Annotated in this window: 19 protein-coding genes; 8 read left to right on the top strand and 11 right to left on the bottom strand. The window is 63.1% G+C overall.

Annotation, left to right across the window (positions count from 1 at the left end; genetic code table 11):
* Positions 1-286 precede the first annotated feature (286 nt).
* The 4 genes from ACKWRH_RS33105 to ACKWRH_RS33090 all read left to right on the top strand — a co-directional run bounded on the left by ACKWRH_RS33105 (position 287) and on the right by ACKWRH_RS33090 (position 5066).
* Positions 287-1504, top strand: coding sequence for a sensor histidine kinase (locus ACKWRH_RS33105; RefSeq protein WP_445216938.1), 1218 nt, complete (start codon positions 287-289; stop codon positions 1502-1504).
* A gap of 315 nt (positions 1505-1819) precedes the next feature.
* Positions 1820-2455, top strand: coding sequence for a response regulator transcription factor (locus tag ACKWRH_RS33100; RefSeq protein WP_445216937.1), 636 nt, complete (start codon positions 1820-1822; stop codon positions 2453-2455).
* Positions 2456-3484: 1029 nt separating this feature from the next.
* Positions 3485-4069: a hypothetical protein gene (locus ACKWRH_RS33095; protein ID WP_445216936.1), complete on the top strand. Its 585-nt coding sequence runs from the start codon at positions 3485-3487 to the stop codon at positions 4067-4069.
* 145 nt (positions 4070-4214) lie between these two features.
* Positions 4215-5066, top strand: a complete 852-nt coding sequence (locus ACKWRH_RS33090; RefSeq protein ID WP_445216935.1) for a LuxR C-terminal-related transcriptional regulator — start codon at positions 4215-4217, stop codon at positions 5064-5066.
* A gap of 55 nt (positions 5067-5121) precedes the next feature.
* Here the strand turns inward: ACKWRH_RS33090 and ACKWRH_RS33085 are convergent, their stop codons facing one another.
* The 4 genes from ACKWRH_RS33085 to ACKWRH_RS33070 all read right to left on the bottom strand — a co-directional run bounded on the left by ACKWRH_RS33085 (position 5122) and on the right by ACKWRH_RS33070 (position 10642).
* Entirely contained in the window at positions 5122-6537 is a 1416-nt protein-coding gene (locus ACKWRH_RS33085; RefSeq protein WP_445216934.1) for an HlyD family type I secretion periplasmic adaptor subunit, read from the bottom strand.
* A 50-nt stretch (positions 6538-6587) separates the two neighbouring features.
* Positions 6588-8324: a type I secretion system permease/ATPase gene (locus ACKWRH_RS33080; protein ID WP_445216933.1), complete on the bottom strand. Its 1737-nt coding sequence runs from the start codon at positions 8322-8324 to the stop codon at positions 6588-6590.
* A gap of 141 nt (positions 8325-8465) precedes the next feature.
* Positions 8466-9041, bottom strand: a complete 576-nt coding sequence (locus tag ACKWRH_RS33075) for a hypothetical protein (RefSeq protein ID WP_445216932.1) — start codon at positions 9039-9041, stop codon at positions 8466-8468.
* Between the two features lie 149 nt (positions 9042-9190).
* Positions 9191-10642, bottom strand: coding sequence for a hypothetical protein (locus ACKWRH_RS33070; RefSeq protein WP_445216931.1), 1452 nt, complete (start codon positions 10640-10642; stop codon positions 9191-9193).
* A gap of 510 nt (positions 10643-11152) precedes the next feature.
* Between ACKWRH_RS33070 and ACKWRH_RS33065 the strand changes: the two genes are divergently transcribed.
* Positions 11153-11812, top strand: coding sequence for a hypothetical protein (locus ACKWRH_RS33065; RefSeq protein WP_445216930.1), 660 nt, complete (start codon positions 11153-11155; stop codon positions 11810-11812).
* Positions 11813-12743: 931 nt separating this feature from the next.
* On the opposite strand, the gene ACKWRH_RS33060 is transcribed toward ACKWRH_RS33065, so the two are convergent.
* The 7 genes from ACKWRH_RS33060 to mdcA are packed head-to-tail and all read right to left on the bottom strand — an operon-like array spanning position 12744 to position 18803.
* Positions 12744-13691: an acyltransferase domain-containing protein gene (locus ACKWRH_RS33060; RefSeq protein ID WP_445216929.1), complete on the bottom strand. Its 948-nt coding sequence runs from the start codon at positions 13689-13691 to the stop codon at positions 12744-12746.
* Entirely contained in the window at positions 13691-14554 is an 864-nt protein-coding gene (gene mdcB / locus ACKWRH_RS33055) for a triphosphoribosyl-dephospho-CoA synthase MdcB (protein ID WP_445216928.1), read from the bottom strand. Before mdcB ends, ACKWRH_RS33060 begins: the two co-directional genes overlap by 1 nt.
* Positions 14551-15198 carry a malonate decarboxylase holo-[acyl-carrier-protein] synthase gene (mdcG, locus tag ACKWRH_RS33050; protein ID WP_445216927.1) on the bottom strand — a complete coding sequence of 216 codons (648 nt, stop codon included), beginning with the start codon at positions 15196-15198 and terminating at the stop codon, positions 14551-14553. The genes mdcB and mdcG overlap by 4 nt, the downstream gene beginning before the upstream one ends.
* Positions 15191-15931, bottom strand: coding sequence for a biotin-independent malonate decarboxylase subunit gamma (mdcE, locus tag ACKWRH_RS33045; RefSeq protein WP_445216926.1), 741 nt, complete (start codon positions 15929-15931; stop codon positions 15191-15193). Before mdcE ends, mdcG begins: the two co-directional genes overlap by 8 nt.
* Positions 15918-16832 carry a biotin-independent malonate decarboxylase subunit beta gene (locus ACKWRH_RS33040; protein WP_445216925.1) on the bottom strand — a complete coding sequence of 305 codons (915 nt, stop codon included), beginning with the start codon at positions 16830-16832 and terminating at the stop codon, positions 15918-15920. The genes mdcE and ACKWRH_RS33040 overlap by 14 nt, the downstream gene beginning before the upstream one ends.
* Positions 16829-17146, bottom strand: a complete 318-nt coding sequence (gene mdcC / locus ACKWRH_RS33035) for a malonate decarboxylase acyl carrier protein (RefSeq protein ID WP_445216924.1) — start codon at positions 17144-17146, stop codon at positions 16829-16831. Before mdcC ends, ACKWRH_RS33040 begins: the two co-directional genes overlap by 4 nt.
* Positions 17147-17156: 10 nt before the next feature.
* Positions 17157-18803: a malonate decarboxylase subunit alpha gene (mdcA, locus tag ACKWRH_RS33030; protein ID WP_445216923.1), complete on the bottom strand. Its 1647-nt coding sequence runs from the start codon at positions 18801-18803 to the stop codon at positions 17157-17159.
* Between the two features lie 193 nt (positions 18804-18996).
* Between mdcA and madL the strand changes: the two genes are divergently transcribed.
* Genes madL through ACKWRH_RS33015 form a run of 3 tightly spaced genes read left to right on the top strand, consistent with a single transcriptional unit; the run spans position 18997 to position 20885 of the window.
* Positions 18997-19437 (top strand): malonate transporter subunit MadL, encoded by a 441-nt coding sequence (madL, locus tag ACKWRH_RS33025; RefSeq protein WP_445216922.1) that lies wholly within the window; start codon positions 18997-18999, stop codon positions 19435-19437.
* Positions 19434-20198, top strand: a complete 765-nt coding sequence (madM, locus tag ACKWRH_RS33020; RefSeq protein ID WP_445216921.1) for a malonate transporter subunit MadM — start codon at positions 19434-19436, stop codon at positions 20196-20198. The genes madL and madM overlap by 4 nt, the downstream gene beginning before the upstream one ends.
* Complete coding sequence (locus tag ACKWRH_RS33015) at positions 20199-20885, top strand: GntR family transcriptional regulator (RefSeq protein WP_445216920.1); 687 nt, start codon at positions 20199-20201, stop codon at positions 20883-20885.
* The last annotated feature ends 238 nt before the right edge of the window (positions 20886-21123 follow it).

Raw genomic sequence — 21123 nt, 5'->3', positions numbered from 1 at the left:
GATCTCAGGATAGGGAGGGGTGCGTGAAATCGATATGGCTCACAATCCCACCACTGTGCGCTGCGTCCCGTATCGTCGCGTCTTGGGTGTCGCCGCCATATTTGCGTGGCACGAACTGCATAGTCATATGCCGGAATTCATGCCAGTCATGCGAGGTTTTGGTCTTCGGAGAATACAACCTGCTGGCTCAGGGTAAGATCGAGCGTATAGTCCGATCTCTCCCCTAGGGCGTTTCCTGTAGTCCGGTGATCGATGCCGGGACGACTGGAGAGGGGAGCTTTCGAGATTGAGCGTTGAGTTCGACCTCGAAAACGACCCGGAAAGTTGGGTGCGTACCGTGAAGCCACACAGTTCTCCTGCTTGCGAACCGACGCGTCCCTTTATCGACGGTCACCTGATTGGCCCGGACGCAATTAGCGATCGCTCAAATTGGACACACTCCGAAGAGCTCCTTTTCGCGGTCCGCCCCTTACGGGGCGGGCGCTTCGTGTACGAGGCAATCAATCAGGCCTTCGAGGCTCTCCTTGGAATGTCGCAGCAGGAGGTCCGAGAGCTGGACGTCTTCGAATGTCTTGCCAAGGAAGACGCCGAGCGTCTCTGTGAAATCCTCAAGGGATGTCTTGCGGAAGGAACCGAGGCCAAAATCCAGCACAGTCTGATGCTCGGCGGCTTGCTGCGGGATGTCGAGACAACCGTTGTTCCGATCCTCCATCGCATGGCCGGCAATGCGGCCCGGTTGATTGGCGGTCATCGGTTACTCCACAAGGAGGGGCTCGACTGTATGACTGAAGAGGCTGCTTTCCTTCACGGGGACGTCAGCCTGATGTCCATCCGCGAGGACATCCACCAGCGGATCGCATCGGAGCTTCATGATTCGACATGCCAGGAGCTGGTTGCCGCCAGTCTTGGTGTGATGCGTGTCCGCACTTGCCTCGATAACCCGCGCGGCGTCGAGCGGCTTTGCGATGATATCGACGCGTCGATCGACGCGGCACTCAGGGAAATCCGTTCCCTGACCTATCTGCTCCACCCCCAGGATCTGACGGACCGGGGACTCAAGGCGACGATCGAGCAGCATGCCTTGGGGTTTGGTGCACGTACGTCGTTGCGGGTGAGCACGAGGATTCCCGTCGCCGTCGATCAGCTACCTTACGCGAGCCAGCTCTCGGTGCTGCGGGTCATTCAGGAAGCGCTCACCAACATATTCCGTCACGCGAAGGCGACGGAGGTCAGAATCGTCGTTGAGGCGATCGAGGGGCACTTCCATCTGACGATCAGCGACAACGGGCGCGGTTTTCCGGTCGATCACACAAAACGTGGCAACGGTGCGATATCGTCCGGTGTCGGCATTCCCGCCATGAGAGCGAGACTTAAGCAGCTTGGGGGCACGTTCGAGATCCGGTCCGATGCTGCACCGCGACACTCCGGCACGACGCTGTGCGCGGTGTTCCCGCATGGTCTCATGACCAAAAGGCGCAGCCGGCGCGCGTCACTGAAATCATAAGCCAGCGTGCGCACGGAATGACGGAGATCATGGACCCCCGAGGGCAGGCAGTCTCTGTCCGTCGGTTTCCGGAGTTCCCTCCACGAAACGAAGGCTGATCGACGATGATCGTGTCGCGGTCCGATTTGGGCTGCGCGCGGGCAAGACCCGTCGATGTCCGATTGGAAACGCTGATGTTTGGTACATCCGCCTGGAGATATCAGGGTTTTGTAGGATAACCCATTGAAGGATAATCGGTAGATTTGGCAAACTTGACTGCTGGAAATCCCCATCGATTGCCCGACAGGTTCTGGGCCCGCATACGGGAACGACGCCGTGAAACGCATCGTGATTGCGGATGATCATGAAGTCGTACGTTCCGGGCTCCGAGCGATCGTTGAGACCCGCTCAGACTGGATCGTCAGCGGAGAGGCGACCAACGGCGAGCAGGCTGTGGCCGTGGCGATGGAGACACGTCCGGACGTCGTGATAGCCGACTATTCGATGCCGCTGATGAACGGACTTGAGGTCAGCCGCCGCCTCAAGTCGATGCATCTGCGCACCGAAGTATTGATCCTGACGATGCACGAGAATGAGGAATTGCTGACTGAAGCCATCCTGGCTGGCGTTCGCGGCTTCCTGTTCAAATCGGACGCCAGTAGGCACCTGATCTTCGCGATCGAGGCCTTGCTCGATAGCAGACCTTACTTCACGGGCGTTCTGTTGGAGAAGTTGCTCCACGAATACCAGGCCGGCAGGCAAAATACGTCCGACATGCTGCTCACCGCGCGCGAGCAGGGCGTTGTCCAGCTTATTGCAGAGGGACACACCAACAAGTCGATCGGTGTCATCCTGAAGCTGAGCGTAAAGACCGTCGAGACCCACCGCGCGTCAGCGATGCGCAAGCTCAGAATGTCATCGACGGCCGAGTTGGTCCGCTACGCCGTTCGCAGGAAGCTCGTCAATCCTTGATGGAGCTTTCAATACGAGTCGCCGCGTCGCTAGCGATCAGCGACAACACGTTCTCCTGTTTCCGCTGGACCGACAGCGGTGCTGCCAACGATTTCCGGACTTGGGCAGACCCGCGCCAGGTGCATCCGGGCATTTCCTTCCAGCCGCCCAAGGCTCGGACGCACGACGTTGATTTACCGAATTCGACGGAGCAACGTCTTAATCAGCGGGTCCCGGTTCGAGCCCTGGTGCGCCCACCATTCAAAAAGCCTTCCCCTACAATAAGTTACGCATTGGGACGCCCCGAACAAAACGGGTCTCGTGCGACGCTTTTTGTCGTCGCAGGTCGCACGGGTGCGACGAGTGGCACAGCGGTCGTGCTTGAATCCCGCAAGGCGGGATGCCGCCGATGAGCAAGGCGTCTCGCGGCGAAGATCAATGGGAGCGCTACGCGGTCGAGTGTGCTTGGCGCCAGGTCTCACGCCCGGCAGTGAGGATTGCAATCACGGCGCCCGACTCGGAATCGGGCTGCGTTGTGCGATCGCAAATTCCCGCATCGCGGGCGCGCTCATGCTTCACGATCGTCTACGCGCTAAAGCCAAACACGGCGACGGCGCGCGCGGTTGAGACCCAGTGGCGATGAGTGCTCTCGTCATACGGCTCACCATTGCCCTCGTTGACGACGAGTTCGAGCGGTACCCTCTCAATCCGAAGGTGCAGTTTGAGCTCCTTTATTCTCACGCGCGAGGCGTTTAACCGAGCGCTGAGTTGTGGTGCCTCCTTGATGTCGACGAGTTCGCCACTTTTGCTCGGTGCGGTTGCAGACGGTCCAAGAGCGGACCAAATCGGCCATGATTGCTTTCACGATTGGTCTTTTGCGGTCATTTCGGCACGGGTCTGGAGCCCGATCTAATCCGCCCCATCCAGGCATGGGCCGGACAACGGCGCGCGCTTAATGGGCGCTTAATGCTTTTGCGCAACAGATAGATCACCAGCGCGGAATTAGTCCTAGTTACGAGTGCGAGCCGAGCTCCCAAGGAGGGGAATCGGATGGGACTGCTTTTTGTTGGAGTGCTGGCAGGGGTCCTGATCGGCTTTGGCTGGTTCGCGCCTTCCCGAGGGTATTTCCTTGGCTGCGCGTCACGCCCCTGCTTCGACAGGGTTGCAGTCGCCCGACCCGCGCAGCCAATGCAGGCGGCCCTGGCGCCGGTTCCTGCGATCGTCAAATCGGATTCTGCAACCCCAGGACGGTCCGACAAGAAATCGTTTCCAAAGAAGCGCGGATCGGCCGATCTCGCCAAAGCGGCGTCCCCGCGGACGAAGATCAGCGTGCCGGCATCCGAGCGGCCCGCGGAAGTATCAGATCCTGTCCTGGACAAGGCGAAGGTCACCATCGCGGCGAAGATGGAGGATCCAGGATCGGCCGAATTCACCGAAATGAAGCGCACAATGCGAAAGAACATGCTTGGACGCCCCGTGGATACGATATGCGGGCGTGTGAAAGGAAGAAGCGCATCAGGCGGCGAGACCGGAGAGAGACCATTTCTTTATCTTGTGAAGGAGGATGAAGCCTATGTCGTCGACGGCAAAACGTGGTCGGCGGCGTCAACGGCGTATCGAAATATCTGCAATTGAGGGAATGCGTCGACTGCGCCGCCGCGCAGTACGCGCCCACATGATTTGAGCGGAAAGAATTTCCCCCCAGGTGCCAGCGATCCCGCAGTGGATGCGGCGCTAACGGCGGCACTGCGCCGCTCTCGTGATGATGCATTCAGGATGAATGCAGCAGCAGGGGAGACGCAATACGGAATGGGAATATCGCGGAAGTTCTTTTCATCTCGAGGACATCATGCACGACATAACCAACACTTCAAAACGACTCAATGAATCGCTTCACTTGCCGGTTCTGGTGATCATCGAGCCGCTCCTGTTGCCTCGTACATGCATTCTGCACGTCCTCAGGCGGGAGTTGGACGAACTTGAGATCCTTGACATGGCATCGGTCCAAGGCCTGGACTGCACGTCAGCCCGCGATGTTCGTCTGGTGATGCTGAGTATCGCGGACAAGCCCGTCGGTGATCCCTCGGTTGAGGACGATCTCGCCTTCGTTGCGGAGTGTTGTCCCAACGCCGCCACTGTGGTCCTGTCAAACCATGACGACGAGCCGACCGTGCAGGCCGCGATGCAGCGGGGCGTGCGCGGCTTTCTTTCCACCTCGCTACCGATCGAGATCGCCATAGCTGGCCTGCGCCTTGTTCTTGTCGGCGGCGCCTACAGGCCGTTGCCCGTGGCCGGGATGAACAGGATACCGGATTTCGAGCCGCCGGATGCGCGCGGGCTCACGCCCGCATATCTGATGAACGAGGGAGCCAGAGTGGCTATCGACAGGAGCGTGACCGATCTCACGCCTCGTGAGCAACAGGTTCTGGCGGAACTGGAGCTCGGCCTGCCCAACAAGCTGATCGCCGCCAAATTGGGCCTCTCGGAAAGCACTGTCAAAATGCACATTCAGCATATCATGAGGAAATGTGCTGCCCACAATCGCACGGAAGCCGTCCTCCGCTGGCGCGGCCGGTTGCCCGCGCAGAGTCGCGATCACGACCCCGGCGCGGCTCTCATGCCGGAGACCTGAAGCATGATCCGGCCCCGGAAAGTGCGATGACGATCCACCCCGATCTCACCGCGCTTTAGTCCTCTCTGAAGGCACCACGGAAGCTGTCGAGCAGGGGCCTGAGCGCGTAGAGAGCCACGGTGCCGCGCCCCGTCGTGATGAACACCTGAACCGGCATGCCGGGGACGATCTGGATGTCGTTCGCGACGATCTGCCCGTCGTCGATCCGGATCCTGGTCGCGTAGTATGGCTGGTCGGTACGCTTGTCGAGCAGCCGGTCTGCGGATACGTGCACGACGGTTCCCTTGAGGCGAGGCACGCGACGCTGATTGTACGGTACGAGTTGAACCTCGGCATTGAGGCCGGGATGAACCACATCGATGTCCTCGGGCCTGAGGCGCGCGGTCACGATGAGGCGGTCTTGCCGGGGCACCAGGTCCATGAGCGGAGCGCCCGCTCCGACGACGCCGCCGGCCGTATGAATCCGCAGATCGGTTATCACGCCGTCCTCGGGCGCCTTGATCTCCGTTCGCGATAGCTGATCCCTGGCCGCAAGCAACCGCTCGCGGAGCTGGAATATCTGGTTCTGTGCTTCACGAAGCGACTGTGCGATCTCGTTCTGCCTTTCGCTCTCGAGCTTGAACAAGGTGGCCTGCTGTTCGCTGATGACCTGCCCGGCGCGGGCAATCTGCGCGGCGATCTCGCCGCGGCGGCCCTCAACGTCAGCCAGCTCCCGCTGCAGGTTCAGAAGCCGCGGCCGCCGTTCGAGTCCCTTGTTGACGAGGGTCACGACCATATCCAGTTCCTCCCGAACGATGTCGACCCGCTGCCCGGTGGCGGTTTCCTGAGCCTTGAGACCTTCGATCTCCTTCTCGACTTGACGCCTTCGTTCGCGAATGACCGCAAGCTGCGACTCGTGAACCTGCAGGCGTGCCTGAAAAATGAATTGCTGCGCCGACACCGCGGCGGCCGCCACCCCGCTCTGCCTGCTGTCCTGTTCAAGCGCGTCCGGGATTGCGATCCTCTCGAATCTCTGCTGCTCGGCTTGAAGCCGTGCGGCACGAGCAGCTGCATCCCAAAATTGGCCTTGGAGGCTTTGCATCTCCGAGCCGGCCCGGGTGTCGTCCAGCTCGATCAGCGTTTGGCCGCCGCGCACGATATCGCCATCCGAAACCAGGATCTTCCTGACGATACCGCCTTCCAGATGCTGAATCGTCTTACGGCTCGATTCCGATTCCACGACGCCGGACGCGATCGCGGCGCTCTCGAGAGGTGCGAAGCTCGCCCATGTCCCAAGCCCCAGCATGAAACAGAGCACCAGCAAATTGCCCGCGACCGTGATACCGCGAAGCCTTCCGCGCGGAGAGGTCGGCGTGGGCGTCGAACACCATGGAAACTCCAGAGGCTCGAAATCGTCGATTGCGGTCACCACGCCAAATCGCCGGGCGGGCGGGGGGCTCGCCGGCGCTCGCATGAGCTGGTCCCAGATCATGGGAAGTCTCGAGACGGCGGGAAGCTTCCAGATGGTGAGAGAGTTCCAGATCATGGCGCAATCTGCGAAGTAACCTGGGGTCGGCTCAGGTGCCGTTCAAAGATGTCCTCGCTGTCGCCGAACGCGGCGACCGCACCGCCCTCCATGATGGCAATCTTGTTCGTGGCGGCGAGGAGACCCATCCTGTGGGTGACGACGACAAGGATGACGCCTGCGAGCTTCATGTGCTCGATGACATCCAGGAGCATTCGCTCGCCCCCGTAGTCGAGGCTGGCGTTGGGTTCGTCGAGAACGACGAGGCGTGGACTGCCGAAAAAGGCGCGGGCAAGACCGAGGCGCTGCCGATACCCGCGCGAGAAGGTTGCTTCACTCTGAACCACCGTGTCGTAACCCAGCGGCAGGCCCATGATCGCCCCATGGATGCCGACGAGCTTGGCCGCTTCGATGACCTTCCGCCGGTCGGCATCTTCAAGGCGTGCGATGATGTCGTTGATCGTGTCGCCGAGCAGGTTGATGTCCTGGGGGAGATATCCGAGGCGGTCGCCGTTTCGGCCCTCGCGAAGCAGCGAGACGTCGGTATTGTCGAGGACGATACGGCCATGCGTTGGCATCGACAGCCCGGCGATCACCTGGCCGAGCAAGGACTTGCCTGACCCGGACGGACCAATGATGCCAAGGCATTCTCCGGGCATGAGGCTGAACGAGACGCCGTTCAGCAGAAGACGGTTGGTCCCCGCAAGCCTCACGTCAACGTTGTCGACGACGAGGCCGCTTCGCGCCTGCGGCGGAGAAACCTCCGCGCTCTGCTGTCGGGCGACGGGGAATGCGGCGAGAAGTGCGCCGAGCCGCTGACAGGCGCTCACGGCCGTCACGAGTGATTTCCAGCCTGCAACCGCACTTTCAACCGGCGCGAGCGCCCGACTGAACATCAGCGTGGAAGCAAAGATGATTGCCGGACTCTTCCCGTGATCGAGGACGAGCCATGCGGCAGCCCCCATGATCAGGACCTGCGACAGCGCGCGAACCGGCTTGGTGGCCAGTGAGACGATCTCGCCTCGCCGCAGTGCCACATCGTGCTCTCTGCGGGCGTGCTGCGCGTCACGGTGGATCATGCGCGCAGCGCTATCGAACATTCCCATGGCGCGGATCATGTGGATGTTGCTCGCCGCAGTCTGGAGGCGGCCGCAGCTTCTGGACAGCGCGGCGCCGGATCTGAGCAGAGCGTCTTGCGTGACCAGCTCTCCGGCAACCGTGAGCGCGAACAGGAAGGCGACACAGCAGGCGCCCACCACGCCAAGCAGGGGATGGATCAGAAAGAGCACAAGGAGGAACAAGGGCGCCCAGAGCGCGTCGAACAGCATCGTACATGCGCCGGACTCGACGAACTGGCGCAGCACGGTGAGATCCCGATACGCGCCCGACGCTTGCGTCCAATCGCTGCGAAGCGCCGATCCGAGGCCGGCCGAAAGCACGCAAGGACGAAGGCGATCGTCGAGCCAGGCGCCAAGGCGTCCAAGGACGGCGCGCCGCAATGCATCGAACACGCCGCCGACGACCACCGTGATCGCGACAATGAGCGTGAGTAGGAGCAGTGTGTCGCCGCTTCGGCTCGACAACACCCGGTCGTAGATTTGAAGAAGATAGATGGAGGGCGCAAACAGAAGCAGGTTGTAGCTGCAGCTATACGCGAATACGAGACCGAGCGGTCCCGCGCAGGACCGGAGGGCCGCGTGCAGTGGCGTCCCGATCTGCGGCAGGATAGGCAACTGAAGGGGCGGCATCAGCATGATCGTCACCGCCTGAAATCGAGGTCCGGCGCACTTGACCGAGGGCCAACGCAATCCGGCAACGGCATTGTTAGATCATTGGCGTGAAATCCAGGACCGGCGGCCGCGGCCGCCGGTCCTGCCAGTCGGACGAGCGGCTGGTTAGAGCGTATCGAGATGGAAGGTTACTCCGCCACCCCATGCGAAGTTGCCGTCTCCGCCATCGCCGCCGATGCCGGCCACAACGTCCTGGTGCTGGTCCACCATGACCTTGTTGATCTGGGTCGCATCGGTATTGGCGTAGACCTTGGAGGTATCGTAGCCGCTGTAGGATTTCTGGCTTCCGTTCGACTCGGCGTCTCCGCCATGGGCCTTCGAAAAATACGAGGCCTTCGCGTTGGCGCCGCCGGCATCCCAATCCGCCGTTTGTTTGACGTGATCGCCGGTGCTCACGTGAACGTCGGCACCTTCCGCCTTGTTGGTCGGATCGAAGTTGACAGTCGGCTTGCTGATGATGGCTCCCTTGAAAGTACCGTCGCCGCCATTTCCGGCACTTTGACCACCGGTGTCGATCGATTTGACTTTGATCGTATCCGAGATGTTGATTGCCTTTGGCATCATTTGAGGCCTCCGTCGTTTTGTTGGGTGTCGTGCAACATCCATCCCGATCAGGCGGACGCGCGCGGCAAGTCTGATCCGCCCACGCGCGAGGGCGATAGATGTCAAATCGGACACCATCCGGTTTGGTCGACCTACGTACGAAAGTATGGCGTTCGTCGCGCAACACCAGAGCTCGAAACATCCGGGAGGGCCCGCAGGGCGTGCTTGCATGCGCAGAGTGTCGATGCAGCGCGCGATCGGGCTTGTGCTAGCGGCGCGATGCTTCGCTAAGCCATCAGGTGAAGATCCGACAGAAGATGGGCGGAAAGATCGCCACCCAGCGCGAGATTGCCGTTGCCGCCGTCCCCGCCAACGCCGGCGATCTGGACCGCACTCTGGTCGATGTGCACGTTGTTGACCTGATCGGCTACGGCCGTCGAATGGGGACCTGCGATTGCGATATTGATGGGTGCATAGATCGCGACGCTGACGTCGATCAGATTGCCGGCAAAATGGCCGTTGCCGCCATTGCCTGCGCTGTTCGAACCGGTCGCGATCGTATCGGAGCCGCCCCACAGATTATGGGAGAGAAGGCTTGCATGGCCGCCCGCTGCGGCGTTGTCGTTGCCGCCGTGCCCGCCAATGCCAGCGATCTGAACCGCGGATTGATCCACGGAGACATCATTTATCTGGACCGCGTAGGTGCTGGAACCATAGCCCGCGATTGCGATGTTGATCGGGTTGTACACTACAAACGAGGTATGGACGAGTTCACCGTAGAACACGCCGTCACCGCCATTGCCCGCCTGGCTTCCGCCCGTTTGAACGCCAAAGACGCTCTCTCCGTTGCTTGATCCCCAGCTGGGGTCGAGCGTCATGACGCTGCCGCCGGCGGCCAAATTGCCATTTCCGCCACTTCCGCCGACGCCGGCGATCTGAGTGGCCGATTGATCGATGTCCACCGTGTTCGATTGACTTGCATGCGCAGTGCCGCTCGAGGCCGCCACCGCAATATTGATCGGATGATAGATCACCACGGGAGCGTCCACGATCGCACCCGAGAAATAGCCGCTGCCGCCGTTTCCGGCGCCGTTGTCGCCGGTCGCGATCACGCCGGCGCCTAAGGACGTACTGACGCTGCCTCCCGATGCAATGTTGTCATTGCCGCCATGGCCGCCGACGCCGGCCATCTGAAAGGCGGATTGATCGACATTCAAATTGTTGGACTGGTTGGCCAGGGCGACCGAGCCGTATCCAAAACTCACCGAAATGTTGATCGGTTGATAGATCAACAGGGACGCGTGAATGATACTTCCGTAAAAGTAGCCATCTCCGCCATTCCCGGCCGTGTTGGCTCCGCTCTCGACCGTAGCGATGCTCATCCCGGGATGTGACGCGCCGGAAGCGGGCGTGGTGGGCGATACATCCAGGCCCGCCGCAGCGTGGTTGCCGACGTGGCCGCCCGTGTCGCCCACCGATGTGGGATGTTTGGATGGAATCGGGTCGGAGTCATTATGCTGGGTATTTGCGCGCGCGGGGTGCGCTCCAGGATCAGCAGATTGACCTACAAATTGATCTGCAAACGGGCCGGGACCATGGACCAGGGTGCCACCACCGACTGCGTCAGCCACGAACGGGGCACTCGGTGCCGGGCCCGCTTCGTCGTCACCATCGTACCCATCGTGCCGATGAGAGGCGTGATGCAGCCGGATCCCATCCGACATCCGCGAAAAATCCATCGTAGCCTCCCTCATCGCAATCGCTCCACGCAATCGGACGGGTTCTGGACTCCAGACAGAATGTCATCCCGGGAAGGTCGAAAGCCCAGTCGTCAGTTCGGATATAGCGCTTCGTCTGGCAGCCGTAACATCGGCTACATCCGTTCGGGTAAAGTTACAGCGTTTGCAACTTTGCGTGGGCCGATGCTTGAAAGTGCGACCTTGAGGGGATGACGAAAATGGACAATCGAGCTGACGGCCAGGTCGCCTGCATCTCGCCTGCGGCCAAAATGAATCCACCGCGTTGCCGGATTTAAGTCGCATTGCGACCTAGGTCACGGCCAAAGCTCCCGTTCGGGCAGGAGCGCAACACCGGGGTTTTTCATGTCCGGTCATTTGCGAGTTTGTTACGCCGCTTTTGCGCTTCTTGCGGGTCTCTCGACATCATCCGCGTTTTCGACTCCCCTTTCCGAACTCTTCAATGCCGGTCCCGCCACAGCCCCTGCGCCCGCTTCCGCGGAAGCGGCGTGCTTGGCGCGGCCCGGCAAGTCGACCGCCGATGGCCAGCACTGGGTCTATCGGGTGGAAGGCCAGCGCAGATGCTGGTTCCAGGTCGCCGAAGGAACAGAGACGGTGAAGAAGCTGGTTCAGCAACGCGCCACCAAACATCGTGTCGCCACGGCCGAAGAGAACCAGACCGCGGCGCGCAAGCGGAAGGTGGTGGTGGATGCGCGCGCGGAGCTGCCGCGCTCCGCACCTGCGGATACATCCCGGCCGAGCCCGTCCGTGCCCGCGCAGGTGGTTGACGCCAGTCCCGTCCTCGCCACCGGGATCGCAACCCGCGCGTCGCCGGCCCCGCTTTCCAAACGCGACCGGCTCACGGCTGACGAGATCACGCCGCGCCAGGTTGACGTGGAGGCACTCCTGGCGGCGGCGCCGGCCGCCAGTGACGTGGTTGCCGCCTCGGCGGCGCCGCCCACCTTTTCCGCCGCGGAGGCGGGCGATGACGGACGGGTCTGGACCTGGCTTGGCATGCTGCTGATGGCTTTGGGGCTTGTCTCGGTCTTGAGCGCGAGTCCAACCATTCGATGGGCCGCGCTGCTGCCCCAGCTATCATTCGCTTGCCAGCGGCTGCTGCTGGTCAAGACGCGACTACGCGCGGACGCGGGGCAAAGCGGCCATTCGGCCTGAACCGCACGTCTCGGATCGGCTCCGGCTGCGACCTGAACAGTTGAGACGGACTTTGGTTCAGGTCGGACTTTCCGAACAGGCGTCAGGGCCCGATCTTGGGTCGGCGACGGCGATCCATTGTTGTGCTCACGCAGCGAGGCCTGCTTCTACGTCCGCCCGAGCAGCGTCAGCAGGTCTTCGCCATCCAGCGTTACATGTTACAGAGACGGTGCACTTAGTTCATGAGCCTTCGAATCCGCGAAAGCGGCCAGAGCCATTGAGTGCAGTGTCACCGTAATCTTCGACATCTCTTCCACCAGTTGATCGCCAAAGCCTCAGAAGAGGTGCGGCCAAAGCTGCAGAGGGAGCGGCCCGGGGTCATTGAGTACACTGTCACCGTAATCCCGACGTCAGACATGTGTGGATGTGGGTGCGGGTCACGCAACGGTGAGTGCCGTTCGCGCGGCCGTGATTTTCCACCGCGTGTCCTTTCTCAAGCGCATACCTACGTAATCCTTATCCAAAAAAGTTCTAAGGAAACGCTTTCAACAGAGCAGCCTATTCCGGCCAGCGCGAACGCTCCGCACGAAAACAACAACCGTTCGGAGTACGACTATGATTGGATTCAGGACTTCCATTATTGCAGCGATGATGTCGATTGGCGTGATAAGCTCTGCCAGTGCCCAGTGCCCGACGTGGGCGACTTCAAATCCAGCTTCGTTTCAGGCGCAATATCCCGACAGGGATATATTGAACGACTGCGAGTTAACGCCAGCAGGCAGAATGGGCCTTGAGCTCCCCGGCGGCGCGGCTCCCTGGTTTGGGCCCAACAGGGCTTATGGGGCAATGCCTGGCGTTGCTCAACACCACAGCTTTCAGCACCGATCGCGGTGAGTATCTGAAGGCTTCTCTTGTCGAGGGCGAGTTCTCTCGAGAAATTTCATGCGTTCGCTCAATCGCGAGCCGCCGGGCGCCCTGCCCATTCGGAAGCAACCCAGTTTCGCAGACCATCGATCGTGCGAAACCCGTCGGCGGCGTAGCATCGGATCGATGGATGGAAGCCTTGCATCATCTCGGCAAGCGCGTGTCCTGGACCGAGATCCAGGACTTGATCGACCCCGAGCTCTACGAGAGCCTCCAGCGTCGCCGCCCAGTCGATCGGGCGCGCGATCTGGCATGCGAGCTTTGCTGTCGCATTGGTCACGGAGAAGATGCGCTCGCCGCCATCCCCGGCGAGAAGAGTCCGTTGATCTGCGACAGGAGTGCGTCTGCTGGTCGCAAGCGCCTGCTGCAAGGGTGTGCAGGCTGGTTCGAGACGCGTCGTATGCGAGGCGATTTTGACGGCGAGGAGACCCGCGCGGGCGGCGCCTTGTGTCGTCGCCTCCCGACAGAGGTCGATGACATCGCGCTCCGCGCCTCCAAACACGACAAGAAGGTCGGGATTCCTGATTGCGATCTCGCAGCGGTGCCTCTCGAGCAGGTGTTCGAGCGCGGTTCGTTCGAGCCCGCGGACATAGCCGAGCCGCCCATCCGGCCCCGCCACGCCGTCCATCAATCGGGCGCGAATATCGGTCAGTCGCAACGCTTCGGCGGCGGTCCATATTCCCGCAACGCTCCAGGCCGCCATCTCGCCGACGCTGTAGCCCGTGACAGCGGTGTCCTCAGTCAGCAAGTCCACGATACAGGCGTGGATCGCGAGCGCCGATGTGACGGTCAGGATCTGGCTGGCATGGTTGGCGGACAGCTCTTCCGCGCTGCGTGTCGTGATCAATTTCCGCGGATCTTCACCGAGACAAGCGGTCGCGCCGGCGAAAACCGATTCCGTAGCAGGCCGATCGGCGACGAGATCGAAGATCTTGTCCGACAGGGTGCCTTGTCCGCCGCAGAGCAGTGCAAGCATCAGGGGGCCAGCCGATCGACGAAGAGAGCGTCCACAAACAGAGCCATGGCGAGCAGATCTGCCGATCCGCCCGGACTGAGATTGCGCGCGACGAAAGCCTGGTGAATGCCGTCGGCGTGTTTGCGCCAGCCTGGGCAACCGATTCCGCCTGCGGCAAGGAATGCGGATGCGCTGGCCTGCGCGAAGCGCAATCCGTCAGCTCCGCCCCTGTGCAACAGATTGGTGTCGGCAACATCTGCGATCAGCGCCATGCAGGTCTGAACCCGGACCGCCTCTTCATCCTGAGGCGCGAGCCTCCGTGCCGCACGTAGCGCGGGAAGGGCGATGACATAGACGGAGGGGAAGCCGCAAGCCGCTTCCGCCCTGGCGCCGCCGGTGCCGTAGCGACGTGACGCCACGGCGCCGTGGCTGCGCAGGGATATCGGGCCCGCGTGGATGGCGTCGCCCCAACGTTGCGACACCAATTCGCCGAGCGGCTTCCGAATGCCGAGAGCATTACGATACCCGGCCGCGGCGCAGAGCAGACCCAGTCCGAAGATCGCACCGCGATGCGTGTTCACACCTGAGGTCGCCGCCAACATCGCGCGCTCCGCCGCAACCCCGATCGCGCGCAACCGGTCCATGCTGGCGCCCTCGGCGCCCGCGGTTGCGAGGTCGCAAAAGAACGGAGCCAGCGTGTCGGCACTCCGGCACAAGAGCCCGGCGTCCATATCGCGATGCGCGCCGTTGTCGACGTGGCTGACGAGCCCGGGCTTCGGATAGGTCTCGACCTCGCGCTTCAGGCACAGCGGTGCGAGATGACCGAGCTGCTCCGCGCGGAGCGCGCGTTGCGGCGGCGCTTGCCATCTCAGCGCGACATTCATGATGCGCCGCCCGCGAGAAACGCCGCACGCGTGGTGACATGAACGCCGGCCGCGCCCTTGACGAGGACTTCGTCCTCGTCAGCGCCGGTCAGCTCGCGCCATTGCACGGCGCCGGCGTGATAGACGATCTCGCCGTCGAGCCGCATCGGCGCCGTCTCTGCGATCCGCGCGATGTCGGATGGCAGGGTGTTCGCGTGCCTCGCCGAGGACAGCGGCCAGAGCAGGTCGAGGTCCGATCCATCGGACAGATAGGGCAGGCCGGTGAGATGCTGCCAGGCCAGACTGCCGAACGTGCGCGTCTCCGGAAGAAGGCCGACGAGCAGGTCGATGGTCTCGCGCCACGACGCAGGCGCGGCTGCTGCCGCATCCGCCAGCAATGGCGGCGGCGCAAGCGCGAAGAGGTCGCCGGGGGCGAGCGCGACCGCGATACGCCGCTTGCCGGAACTCGGCGGCAGCGGCAGGCCGAGCGGAACCATGCCTGCGGGATCGTTGCAGGCCGGCCTGCGAACCACGAGCGGGCGACCGGCGCGCGCCCAGCCCTCGATGATCGGCTCGCTGGCGAGTGCGGGGTTTCGGCTCATCGCGGCCGCCCATCCGGTGGCCGAGGCGGTCACCATCGTATGGCGCTGGAGGGCTTCAACCATGTTGCGCCCCCTGACGCGCGGCTGCCGCGAGTGTGACAACCCGATCGGCGATCTCGGCCGCCTTCCGCCGTCCGCCACGCTCGGCGCCGAGCCGCGCGCGATCGTCCTGTCCCTGCGGCCGTTGCAGCACGGCGGCAAGCTGCGGCGCCAACGGGGCGCTTTCGTTCCAGACAACGTGAATGCCACCGGTCTGCACCATGTTCTCGAGGCCGGGCGCGAACACCGGTGTGGCTTCCGCCTTCGCTTTCAAAACATCGATCGGAAGCTTGGTGACCCGCGCCATCGACGGCAGGTCCATCACCGCGGGATGCGCGCCGGGCAGTGCCACCAGCGTGCCGGTGGCGAGCGCGGTGGCGATGAATGCACCAGCCGCGCTGCCGCCATAGAGCAGGCCGACGGTGCGGTGTCCCCCGGCTTCCGCCAGCAGCAGGGCCTTGGCGAGATGCGACAGGTATTCGCTGAGGCCGAGCAATTCGTCGCGCTTGCTCATGCGCTGGCTGGCGGAATCCACCAGGACCAGGATCGGCGCGCGATCGCCGGATTTGACGATCTCGATCACGCGCCCTGCGAGCACGATGGCTTCGTCCACGCCGAGCGGCTGACCCTGCGTGATGCCGAGCACGTGGACGGGACCTCCATCGGGAAGGATCGCCTGTCCCGTGATCATTGCGCCGTTTGTTTCGATCTTGCTGCCGTTCAGGAACAGGCCGGCCAGAATGTCATCGAGCGTCATCGGCGCTCTCCCTGTTGCTTGCCGCGCGAAGAAATGCGGCTGTGGGAAGCGCGGGAATCTGGGTCGGCTGGTCGATGCTAAGCGTCTGCCAGATTTCGACGGCGTCCTCGGCCTCGCCGAAACGCTGCAATCGCCGCTCGAGGCGCGTCTGCTCGGCTTCGAGCACCACCACGTCGCATCGCCTGTTGGCTTTGAGCGCGTCGACCGCCGCCTGACGAAACGCCTGCGCCTCGTCGTCGACGAACGCATCAGCGCCGCCGATGAGGTAGCGATGCTTGCCGCCCATGGTGCGCCATACGAGGGCGCGGTCGCGCGAGTCGAATTCCTCGATACCCTTGTTGGTTTCGATGACCTCGGGGCCGCTGACACTGAGCCGGCCTTGTTCCGAGATGATCAGGCACGAACAGGTGCCGGCGATCAGGCTTCCGCCGCCGTAGCATCCGGCGCGTCCGCCGATCAGCCCGACGACGTTGATGCCGGCGCGCCGTGCCTCGATGATCTCGCGCATGATCTCGGCGATGGCGAGCTCGCCGGCATTGGCTTCCTGAAGCCGCACGCCGCCGGTGTCGAACAGGATCAGTACGTCCTGATGAAGCGCACGCGCGGCGCGCAAGAGGCCCGTGAGCTTGGCGCCATGGATCTCGCCGAAGGCGCCACCCATGAAGCGTCCCTCCTGTGCGGCGACGAGCACGGGCGCGCCGTCCAGGCGGCCGCGGCCGACGACGATGCCGTCGTCGAACTGCTCCGGCAGGTCGAAGATCGCCAGATGCGGGCTCATCTCGCGCAGCTCGGGGCCGATGAGTTCGGCAAAGCTGCCGGCATCGACGAGCGCGTCGATGCGCTGGCGGGCGCTGGCCTCGTACCAGCTCAGCGAGACTTTGTCGGCTGTGGTCGCTGTCATCGTTCCAGCTCCTCGATCTTGCGGACGCCTTGTGCGAGGCGCAGCGCCACTGTGTCGGGCCTGGCGCCACCGTCATTGATGGAAATGCGTAAGCCGCCGGCGGAGCGGCGGGCGACGAAGTCGCGGACCACGGCGTCCCAGACCATGCCGAACCCATGAGCGGCCGTCGCGATGTCGATGGTGCAGACATCTGTCGGCGAGACGCGTTCCAGCAGCACCTCAAGATTGCCGGAGGCGACGACGCCGACGATCGCCTGGGTGCGGGTGCCGCAGGCGCATCTCGGGGCAGTCAGTCTGAAGCTGAGCTTTTCCATGCAAAACTCCTCACCAATTGCGGAAGCGGCTGGGCGGGCGGTAGAGACCGCCGGAGGCCAGCATGAGGTCCTTGATCGAGCGGGCCGCCAGCAGGCGCCGGTCGGCGTCGAGCGGATCGATGCCGATATCCTCGGGGCGCTGGATCACGCCGCGCTGCCTGAGCTGTTCGACCAGCTTCGCATCACGCGCGCGTCCGATGTCGGTGTAGCCGGCAACGCCGCGGATCGCCTGCTCGCGCTCGTCCTTGCTCCGGCACATCAGCAGGTTGGCGATGCCTTCCTCGGTGACGATGTGGGTGACGTCGTCCGAGTAGACCATGACTGGCGCGAGATCGAGCTTGAGCTCGCGCGCTAGATCGAGCGCATCGAGCCGCTCGACGAACAGCGGGGCATTGCGCTCGCCAAAGGTCTCGCCGATCTGCACCACCAGCTTGCGGCCACGGCGCAGCGCCGCGTTGGAGTCGGGATCGGCTTCGGCGCCGGCCTTGAGCCAGGGTTCGCTCGGGTGGCGGCGGCCGCGCGGATCGGAGCCCATGTTGGGCGCGCCGCCGAAGCCGGCGATGCGGCTGGTCGTCACCGTCGAGCTGTGGCCCTTGAGGTCGATCTGGAGCGTCGATCCGATGAACATGTCGCAGGCATAGAGGCCCGCCGTCTGGCAGAAGGCGCGGTTCGATCGCAGCGAGCCGTCGGGCCCGGTGAAGAAGACATCGGAACGCGCCGCGACGTAATCCTCCATGCCGACTTCCGAGCCGAAACAGTGGATCTGCTCGACCCAGCCGGATTCGATCGCCGGAATGATCGTGGGATGCGGGTTGAGCGCGAAATGGGTGCAGATCTTGCCCTTGAGGCCGAGCCTCTCGCCATAAGTCGGCAGCAGCAGCTCGATCGCGGCGGTGTTGAAGCCGATACCATGGTTGAGCCGGCGCACGCCGTAGGGCGCGTAGATGCCCTTGATCGCAAGCATTGCGGTCAAGATCTGGGTCTCGGTGATCGCGGCCGGGTCGCGGGTGAAGAGCGGCTCGACATAGAAGGGGCGGCCGGCCTCGACCACGAAATGCACGAGGTCGCCGGGAATATCGACGCGCGGCACCTTGTCGACGATTTCGGTGACCTGCGCCACGACGAGACCGTTCTTGTAGCTCGTCGCCTCGACCACCGTCGGCGTGTCTTCGGTGTTCGGCCCCGTATAGAGATTGCCGTCCTTGTCGGCGCTCACCGCCGCGATGAGTGCGACGTTCGGCGTGAGATCGATGAAATATCGGGCGAACAGCTCGAGGTATGTGTGCACGGCCCCGAGCTCGATGTTGCGGCCGAACAGCATGCGCGCGATGCGGGCCGATTGCGGGCCCGAATAGGAGAAGTCGAGCCGCCGCGCGATTCCCTTGTCGAATATGTCGAGGTGGGAGGGCAGGACCACCCCCGACTGCACCATGTGCAGGTCATGGACATCCTGGGGGTCGAGGTTTGCGAGCGCCGAGGCGAGGATGTCGGCCTGCTTCTGATTATCGCCCTCCAGGCACACCCGGTCTCCTGACCGGATCACCGCCTTCAGGAATGCAGGCAGGTTCGCGATGGGCACCATCTTGCCCTTCGCGTGCTGGGCACCGGCCGCCAGGCGCTCGGCCAGGGCGGCCTTTTGCATACCCCAATCGCTCATTTTGGCTCCTTGGCATGCGGGGTTGGCTTTCGATCGCCCTAATGTATGCGTATTGCCTTCTGATGTCAATTAGTGTATACATAAACCCATAAGCGATGGATATTCGCATACACAGGAGGGAATTTACGATGCGAATGCATGCAGATAGTCCAAGCCCTGGGGATCGTGCCTTGCTCGCCGAGGGGAGGCGCCCGTGACGATTTCCGGCGTAGCGCTGCTCGCGATCTGCACCCTCTTAGGGGGCCTGCTGGGGGACCTGCTCGGCGTCGCCCTCGGCGTGAAGGCCAATGTCGGCGGCGTCGGCATCGCCATGATGTTCTTGATCGCGGCCCGGCTCTGGCTGGTGCGGCACGGCATACTCAGCCACGGGTTCAAGACCGGCGTCGAGTTCTGGGGCAGCTTCTACATTCCGATCGTGGTCGCCATGGCCGCGCAGCAGAACGTGGTCGCAGCGGCAAAAGGCGGTCCGATCGTCGTCATTGCGGGGATCGGCGCGGTCGCGCTGTGTTTCGCGATGGTGGCCCTGATCGGGCGGTTCAGCGGTCGCGTCGAGACCATGGACGAGATCGAGGCGCGAGAGGCCGAGGCGCTCGCCGCACCTGTGCCCCACTTCAAGTCCGGGAGGATCGGATGATCATGATCTCTCACATTCTCGCCGCCAATGCGCTGATCACTGCGTTCGCGGCCGTCGGAATCCTGATGTGGATCTCCGGGACGATCTCGAAATATCTCACCTTCGGGCGCATTCACGCCTCGGCGATCGCGATCATCCTAGGCCTTGCGCTGGCCTTTTGGGGAGGCGTCTCCACCGGCGGCGAGAAGGGCGTGGCCGACCTGCCGGCCCTGGCCGGGATCGGCTTGATGGGCGGAGCGATGCTGCGCGATTTCGCCATCGTCGCCACTGCCTTCGAGGTCGACGTCGTCCATGCGCGCAAGGCCGGGGTGATTGGTGCGGTCGCACTCGGACTGGGAACGGTGGTGCCGTTCATTCTCGGCGTGTTCGTCGCCGCGGCGTTTGGCTACACTGACGCGGAATCGTTGACGACGATCGGCGCCGGCGCGGTCACCTACATCGTGGGCCCGGTCACGGGCGCGGCGATCGGCGCATCCTCACCGGTTATTGCGCTCTCGATCGCGACCGGTGTATTCAAGGCGGTGATCGTCATGATCGGCACGCCCTTTGTGGCGAAGATGATCGGCCTGAACAATCCGCGTAGCGCGATGGTGTTTGGCGGCTTGATGGGAACGGTCAGCGGCGTGTCTGGAGGGTTGGCGGCGACGGACCGGCGTCTGGTGCCCTATGGTGCGCTGACGGCGACATTCCACACCGGGCTCGGATGCCTGGTCGCGCCCTCGATCCTTTACTTCGCGGTGCGCGCGATCACGGGAGGCTGAATGGCAGAAGTATTGAAGGTCGCAGTCGACGCGGAGGACGATGGCGGGCTGCTCTCCGATCGCATCCGGAACGCGCTCACGGACGAGATTGCTTCAGGTGCGCTCGTCGCCGGTTCGGCCCTGGAAGAGCAGCAGCTTGCCGATCGTTTTGGAGCTTCCCGCACGCCGGTGCGGGAGGCGCTTCGCCAGCTCGTGGTCAGCGGCCTCGTCGAGGTGCGCGGCCGCCGCGGCCTCGTCGTTGCACGGATGACGCCGGAGCGCATCATGGACATGTTCGAGACCAGCGCCGAGGTCGAGGCCATGTGCGTCAGGCTCGCGACCTACCGCATGACGCCGCTCGAGCGCAGCCATCTGATCGAGCTTCATGACGCCTCGCTCAGGATGGTCGAGGCCAACGATGTTGACGCCTATGACGCGTTCAACCGCGAATTCCACGAATGCATCTACCGCGCAACGCACAACTCGTTTCTCGCCGAGCAGGCGCAGGACGTGCGTTCGCGGCTCAGCGCCTTCCGCCGCACCCAATTGCGGCAGGGCGATCGCATTCGCAAGTCCCGCGACGAGCATGACGCCATCATGCAGGCGATCGCGGAAGGTGACGGAGAGACCGCAGCGCGCCGAATGCGTGCGCACATGCTGAATGCCGCGTCCGCGCTCAGGCGCTACATCGATGATCGCCTCGGCTGAGTAGCCCGATCGCACGATCGGGCCGATAGCTTGACCGCATCCGGCGGCCGCAGGCATTGACCATTGATAAGGTCGCGTGCCCATTCTGCCTGATCGAGGCGCGCCGCGCTCGCATCGCGCCGAGCGTGATGTACCATGCAGCCGGTCGGCGAACGCCAATCAGTTCAAGCCATGGTCCAATTCCATCAATCACTACGGCCGAGATTGAGTGGCGCCGCCCGCTATAAGAATTCGCTAT

The organism is Bradyrhizobium sp. Pa8, assembly GCF_052588265.1.
The sequence above is the reverse complement of the archived record's forward strand: the minus strand, read 5'-3'. Positions and strand labels throughout refer to the sequence as shown.